Raw genomic sequence first — 6,605 nt, forward strand, 5'->3', positions numbered from 1 at the left:
ACCCGCATTCTGGGCGTTGCCTCGCATGTCGAAGTGTCGGCCTTGCAAGGCGGCATGGCGGGCTGGCAGCAGGTGGCGCAAGTGGCGGCGGCCGAGCCGGGCGTTAAGGCGGTGGCGCCCTTTGTCTCGGCGCAGGGTCTGCTGTCTTATGGCGGTGCCGTGCGCGGCGTGATGGTGCGCGGCATCGAGCCTGCGCTGGAAGACAAGGTGGTCGATGTCGGCAAGCACATGGTCAAGGGCAAGCTTGCCGACCTGAAACCGGGCGAATTTGGCGTGCTCTTGGGGACCGAGTTGGCACGCCAGTTGGGCGTGGAGGTCGGGGATAAGGTCACCCTGATCACCCCGCAGGGCAATGTCACGCCGGCGGGCATGATGCCGCGCCTTAAGCAGTTCACCATCAAGGGGCTGTTCAAGGTCGATATGTACGAGTACGACTCAGGCTTCGCGATGATAGACATGAAGGACGCGCAGACCCTGTTTCGTATGGGCGACAATGTGTCGGGCGTGCGTCTCAAGCTGGCTGATCTTTTCAATGCGCCGCTGGTGAAGCAGGACTTGCAGCAGAAGCTGCCCGAGGCCTGGGTTTCCGACTGGAGCGACATGAATGCCAACTATTTCCGCGCGGTACAGATAGAAAAACGCATGATGTTCATCATCCTGACCCTGATTGTGGCGGTGGCGGCATTTAATCTGGTGTCGACGCTGGTGATGGTGGTGACCGACAAACAGGCCGATATCGCCATCCTGCGTACGCTGGGTGCGAGCCCGGCCAGTATCATGAAAATCTTCATGATTCAGGGGGCTGTGGCCGGGGTGCTGGGGACTTTGTCCGGCGTGGCTGCCGGCCTTGCGGTGGCGCTGAATCTGGATGTGATCATGCCGTTTATCGAGGGCCTGCTGGGGGTGAAGCTGTTGTCCAGCGAGGTGTATCTGATCGACTATCTGCCTTCCGACGTGCAGCTGGCCGATGTCGGCACCATCGCACTGATTTCGCTGGTGCTGTCCTTGCTGGCGACCCTGTATCCGAGCTGGCACGCCGCACGCACCCAGCCTGCCGAGGCTTTGCGCTATGAATAATGTGATCGAGGCAGTAAACCTGGCCAAGGTGTACGACGAGGGCGGGCTGAATGTAGAAGTCTTGTCCGGCATCAACCTGAATGTGGGCGTGGGCGAGCGCATTGCCATTGTTGGCGCTTCCGGTTCGGGTAAGAGCACCTTGCTGCATTTGCTAGGGGGGCTGGATACGCCGACCCGCGGCGAGGTCAGTGTCGCCGGCGAGCGGCTGTCCGACTTGTCCGAAGCGGCCCGTGGTCAATTGCGTAATCAGAAGCTAGGCTTTGTGTACCAGTTTCACCATCTGCTCCCCGAGTTTTCTGCGCTGGAAAACGTGATGATGCCCTTGCTGATCCGGCGTCAGCCGCGCGCGCAAGCGGCAGAGACCGCAAGCGAGATCCTGGTCAAGGTCGGTCTGGGTAGCCGTCTGGCACACAAACCTGGTGAAATGTCGGGCGGCGAGCGCCAGCGTGCGGCCATTGCCCGTGCCTTGGTGACGCGTCCGGCTTGTGTGCTGGCCGACGAGCCGACCGGCAATCTTGACCGCGCCAATGCGCGCGTGGTGTTCGATTTGATGCTGTCATTGAATGCCGATCTGGGTACCAGTCTCGTGATCGTGACCCACGATACCGACCTGGCCGCACGAACCGGACGGGTGCTGCATCTGGATGGTCAGGGCTTGTCGGCAGGGTGATACCTTTGTTAGTGCACCGCCATGTAATGTGTGGCGGTGCGTGTTTTTAATTTTTACCCGGAGTATGTTTTTTGTTGCAACGTGATGAACTGATCTTTGATTCCCTCTCTGCTATTTTGCAGACCGGCATGGGCATGGCCCAGCTGGCCGTAGGTCTGGCCTGCGGGGTGATTGCCTGGTTGATGTCCGGCTATGTTTACCGCCGTTTTTACCGTAGCCATCCCGAGCGCTCCGAGCGCTTTATGTCCTACATGGGCCTGCGTCTGGCCATGCCGCTGATCGCCTTGCTGTTGCTGATCATCAGTATTTTCGGCTGGAAGCTGTTGGCTGGCAGCCCGGCCAAGGTGCTGGCCACCATGGCGACGCTGATGTTCTGGCTGTCGGTGATACGCGTGATCAGCGCTGTCTTGCGTCAGGCCTTGCCGCGTGGCCGCTTTGAAAGCGGTAGCGAGCATTTCATGGCCATGGTGCTGTGGCTGTTATATGCATCCTGGGCGACCGGTATCGATGCTTTCGTGATCGAGTGGATGCAGTCGATTGCCTTTACCGTGGGCAAGACCCGGCTTGACCTGTTGATGATTATAAACGCCATCTTGTGGGTGTCCGTCATCGTGATCGGCGCCTTGTGGGTCAGCCGTGCGATCGAGTCGCGCCTGATGCGCCTGAAAGACCTCGACCTGTCGCTGCGCATCGTGTTTTCCAAGATTGCCCGCACGGGCTTGCTGGTGGCTGCAGTGCTGATTGCCCTGCCGGTGGTCGGCATCGATCTGACCGTCTTGTCGGTATTCGGTGGTGCACTGGGTGTCGGTCTTGGTTTCGGCTTGCAGAAAATTGCCAGTAACTATGTGTCGGGTTTTATTATCCTGCTGGACCGCTCCATTCGTATCGGCGATCGTCTGGAAGTCGAAGGGCGCCTGGGCGTCGTGACCAAGATCACTTCGCGCTTTATTGTGCTCAAGAGTGCCGATGGCTCGGAGGCGCTGGTGCCGAATGAAGTATTGATCAGCAGCACCGTGATCAATACCTCGTACTCGGATAAGGCCATCTGGACCAGTCTGCCTATCGGTGTGGCTTATGGCACCGATCTGGAGCTGGCATTGCGCCTGTTGCGTGAGGCTGCCGTGCATCCGCGTGTACTCAAGGAACCGGGTCCGGCTGCTTTCGTGCTCGAATTTGCCGACTCCAGCATTAACTTGTCGCTGGGCATCTGGGTTTCCGATCCGGAAAACGGCTTCCTCGGGCTCAAGTCTGATATCAACCTGACTATCTGGCGCAAGTTTCAGGAAAACGGCATCCAGATTCCATTCCCGCAACGTGAAGTCCGTCTATTGCAAGACGCTGCCTGAGTGTCACTGATTAAGGACGCCTGATATGGATGCAAAAGAGCTGGCCATTGTCGACGATGATGAAGCGGTACGTAGTGCGCTGATCTGGTTGCTGGATGGCCAGCCTTTTGTGGTGCGCGCCTTTGAAAGTGCCGAGGCCCTGCTGCAAAGCGGGGATGCTGCGCGTTTTCACTGTCTGATCGTCGATTTGCGTTTAGGAGGGATGAGCGGGCTAGTGCTGCTGGAGCGCCTGTCGCAGGCTGCCTATTGTCCGCCGGTAATCATGCTGACCGCACATGGCGATGTGCCGCATGCGGTGGCTGCACTCAAGCTGGGTGCCATCGACTTTCTGGAAAAGCCGTTTGACGACGAAAGACTGATGGCGCTGGTTTTTCAGTGTCTGGAACGTGACGAGGTGCAGCGCAAGGCCTATCGGCAAACGCTGGATATCCGCACTGCACAGGCATCGCTGACCGAGCGTGAGCGCGAAGTCATGGCGCTGGTGCTTTCCGGCAAGCTTAATAAGCAGATTGCCGACGAGTTGGCGATCAGCATGAAGACGGTGGAAGTTCATCGCTCGCGCGTGTTCGACAAGATGGGGGTCAAATCGGCGGTTGAACTAGCCAGCCGGTTTGTATCCAGGGTGTCCTGAGATGGCAGGAAACAAACAGCCGGTCTCGGTGCTGGTGTTGATGTATACCCGTCATGGGCGGGTGTTGTTGATAGAACGTGCCGATAAGCCAGGTTTTTGGCAATCGGTGACCGGTAGCCGGGAAGGGGACGAAGCCTTGTCCGAAACCGCACGCCGCGAGCTGGCAGAAGAGACGGGCTTTGGCGCCGCCGATGGGGTGCTGCACGACTGGGCGCAAAGTTCGGTCTATGAGATCTATACGCATTGGCGTCATCGCTATCCCGAGGGGGTGACCCATAATACCGAGCATGTCTTTGCGTTTGAGCTGGAGGCCGAGTGTGCGCCGCAACTTGCTGCGTGCGAGCATACGGCTTTTGTCTGGCTGGGCTGGCAAGAGGCAGCGACGCGGGTGTTTTCCCCCTCCAATGCAGCGGCCATCCGCCAACTGGGTGAACGGCTTGCGCCGTCTTGCGGCGTTTAAGTGCTAACAGGTACCCAAGTATGGGGCTGAAAATGCAGTTTTTGCCATCGCGTTTGCAGAAGTGGCTGCCCCATCTCCCGCTGGCCTTGCTAGTTGGCTTGCAGGCGCTACTACTGGGTTATCCCTTACTCTCTGATCTGCCCCGGACATTGCCCGGAAATTTCTGGTATGCCCAAGCGGCTATTCTGGCCGAATTCAGCTGGGTGATGCTGCCACGCTTGTTGCTGTCCAGCGGGCTGGTGCTGATGGCCATCGGCTTGCTGCTAAAGGCGCGGATCGCCTGGTTTTTTTCCGTACTGCTCTTGCTGCTGGTGACGCCGCTATTGTGGCGTGCCGGGTTGACGCAACGTGATGCGCTGGCATTTTCCTGGCTCCTGATTCTGCTGCTGCTTTTTTTTCGTAAGGCGTTTGACCGCTCAAGCGTGGTGGCGGGTACGCTACTGACGATACTGATCGTCAGTACCATGCTCAGCTATGCCATGCTGGGTTCCTTATCGCTGGGGAATGAGTTTGTTCCGCCCATCCTCAATCCGATGACAGCCTTGTACTTCAGCATGGTCACCATGACTACGGTAGGTTATGGGGATATCGTGCCGCATTCCGATGCCGCACGGCTGTTTACGCTGTCCATTATCGTGCTGGGTATTACCGTATTTGCCACTGCCTTGAGTACCTTGTTCGGGCCACTACTCAGTGCCAGTCTGCAGCGCATCGTTAAAGGAAGGAAACGCAAGATGAACCGTTCCGGGCACTATCTGATCGTCGGCGCCTCGCCGCTGGCGCACAATCTGTATGCCGGCTTGAGCAAGCGTGGCCTCAAGGTGAGTGTACTGGTGCCTGCCGAGGCGAGTCATTGCTATCCTGACGACGCAGATGTGATCGTGGGTGAAACCTCGGATAGCGCCGTGCTGTTGGGGGCAGATGCCGATAAGGCCAATGCCGTGCTGGCACTACGCGGTGATGATGCGGAAAATGCTTTTATTATATTGGCGATGAAAGAGGTGGCACCGGAAGTGCGTACCGTCGTATTGGTGAACGACAGCCGCCATCTGGAGAAAATCAAGCGCTGCCAGCCTGATGTGCTGATTGCTCCCCAGTTGCTGGGGAGCGAAATTCTGGCTCGCCTGCTGAATGGTGAAACCGTAGATAAAGATACGATTACCGATCTGCTACTGCAGGGTGACCCGGGCAAGTTAAGCAGCTGAGTGGGCGGGGCCGGCAAGCGGCCCGCTATCCGTGTCAGGCTGTGACGGCCGCCAGCCTTGCCTTGTCGTAACATTCTCCGCCCATATTCAGCTCCTCCCCATCATGCCAGCGGCTGGAGTCTCCCTCGCTGATAAACCAGTAGCGGCCGCGTTCGTCCTGATGGACAAACACGCCGCCTTGCAGGGTCTGCTCTTCCAGGTCTTCGATACTGTACTGGCGGTCATGCCCGAAAGGTTTGAAAGCCTCGCCCGCGTGATCCCAGACCCATTGGCGCGCAGTCGTCATCGTCGTATTTCCTCTGCCTGTTGCTGTCGCGAAACGTAGGTGATGTGCTGCAGAGCCTGCCTATGACGGTTATTGACTCTGTGCTGTTTTCATATCCTATCCGGCAGCAAGGTTATATGCAAACGTAGAGACTGCCGGTGTATTGGTGTGCTGCTATCTCCGCGGGCGGCATCAGGCCATAATGTCGGCAAGGAGTGTGCTTTCGTCCGGTTAACGGGGTCGGGCGGGCGTGCATCAGGCGTAAATATGGGGTCCACCGTTTATGAAGCCGCTATCTGTTGTGACCTACAATATGCACAAAGGCATGTCGCCGCTTAACCGCAAGGTGATGGTGCGGGATATTGCCCATGCACTGGATGCCTTGGCATCCGATGTGGTTTTTTTGCAGGAGGTGCAGGGGCGCAATAGTCTGCGCGCGCTGCGTCATCCCAATTGGCCCAGCCTGCCGCAGCACCACTACCTGGCGCGCCACTTGGGCAGCAAGGTCACCTATGGCCTGAATGCCGCCTATGACTATGGCCATCACGGCAATGCCTTGTTGTCGCGTTTTCCGGTATCCGAGTGGTGCAATCTTGATATCAGCGTCAATCGCTTCGAAAGCCGAGGCATCCTGCACTGCCTGCTGCAGCCGCCCGGCTGGACGCAACCGGTGGTTACCCTGTGCGCGCATCTGAATTTGCTGGCGCGCGACCGGCGTAAACAGTTCGAGACTTTGTCGCGCTATATCGAGAGCAATGTGCCGCCCGAGGCGATGTTGATTCTGGCCGGCGATTTTAACGACTGGCGTGACGAGGCCAGCGTCATCCTGCGCGAGCGGGTAGGCCTATCCGAAGTATTTCGTACGCTGAATGGCGAGTGCGCTAAAAGCTTTCCTGCGCGCATGCCGATGCTGCCGCTGGACCGCATTTATGTGCGCGGCCTCAAGCCGAT

At 58.1% G+C, this 6,605-nt stretch carries 8 protein-coding genes; 7 read left to right on the top strand and 1 reads right to left on the bottom strand.

The genetic code is table 11. The annotated features are described in order from the left end of the window. The 6 genes from ACRC1E_RS13250 to kch form a co-directional block, all read left to right on the top strand. Window positions 1-1,077 (top strand): lipoprotein-releasing ABC transporter permease subunit (locus ACRC1E_RS13250; RefSeq protein WP_438515561.1); only part of this gene is annotated, 1,077 nt, incomplete at its 5' end. Next, window positions 1,070-1,747, top strand: coding sequence for a lipoprotein-releasing ABC transporter ATP-binding protein LolD (gene lolD / locus ACRC1E_RS13255; RefSeq protein ID WP_438515562.1), 678 nt, complete (start codon window positions 1,070-1,072; stop codon window positions 1,745-1,747). The genes ACRC1E_RS13250 and lolD, both read left to right, overlap by 8 nt. 71 nt (window positions 1,748-1,818) lie before the next feature. Next, window positions 1,819-3,093 carry a mechanosensitive ion channel family protein gene (locus ACRC1E_RS13260; protein ID WP_438515563.1) on the top strand — a complete coding sequence of 425 codons (1,275 nt, stop codon included), beginning with the start codon at window positions 1,819-1,821 and terminating at the stop codon, window positions 3,091-3,093. Window positions 3,094-3,118: 25 nt separating this feature from the next. Then, window positions 3,119-3,724, top strand: a complete 606-nt coding sequence (locus ACRC1E_RS13265) for a response regulator transcription factor (protein WP_438515564.1) — start codon at window positions 3,119-3,121, stop codon at window positions 3,722-3,724. Between the two features lies 1 nt (window position 3,725). After that, complete coding sequence (gene nudB, locus ACRC1E_RS13270) at window positions 3,726-4,184, top strand: dihydroneopterin triphosphate diphosphatase (protein ID WP_438515565.1); 459 nt, start codon at window positions 3,726-3,728, stop codon at window positions 4,182-4,184. 32 nt (window positions 4,185-4,216) lie between these two features. Then, window positions 4,217-5,389 (top strand): voltage-gated potassium channel protein, encoded by a 1,173-nt coding sequence (kch, locus tag ACRC1E_RS13275; protein ID WP_438515566.1) that lies wholly within the window; start codon window positions 4,217-4,219, stop codon window positions 5,387-5,389. Window positions 5,390-5,423: 34 nt separating this feature from the next. Here kch and ACRC1E_RS13280 read toward each other — a convergent pair whose 3' ends face one another. Continuing rightward, window positions 5,424-5,675 (bottom strand): hypothetical protein, encoded by a 252-nt coding sequence (locus ACRC1E_RS13280; protein WP_438515567.1) that lies wholly within the window; start codon window positions 5,673-5,675, stop codon window positions 5,424-5,426. A 262-nt stretch (window positions 5,676-5,937) separates the two neighbouring features. On the opposite strand from ACRC1E_RS13280, the gene ACRC1E_RS13285 reads away from it, so the two are divergent. Next, a partial coding sequence (locus tag ACRC1E_RS13285; protein ID WP_438515568.1) for an endonuclease/exonuclease/phosphatase family protein occupies window positions 5,938-6,605 on the top strand: 668 nt, incomplete at its 3' end.

It is taken from the genome of Craterilacuibacter sp., from assembly GCF_051659485.1.
In the GTDB taxonomy this organism is placed as follows: domain Bacteria; phylum Pseudomonadota; class Gammaproteobacteria; order Burkholderiales; family Chromobacteriaceae; genus Craterilacuibacter.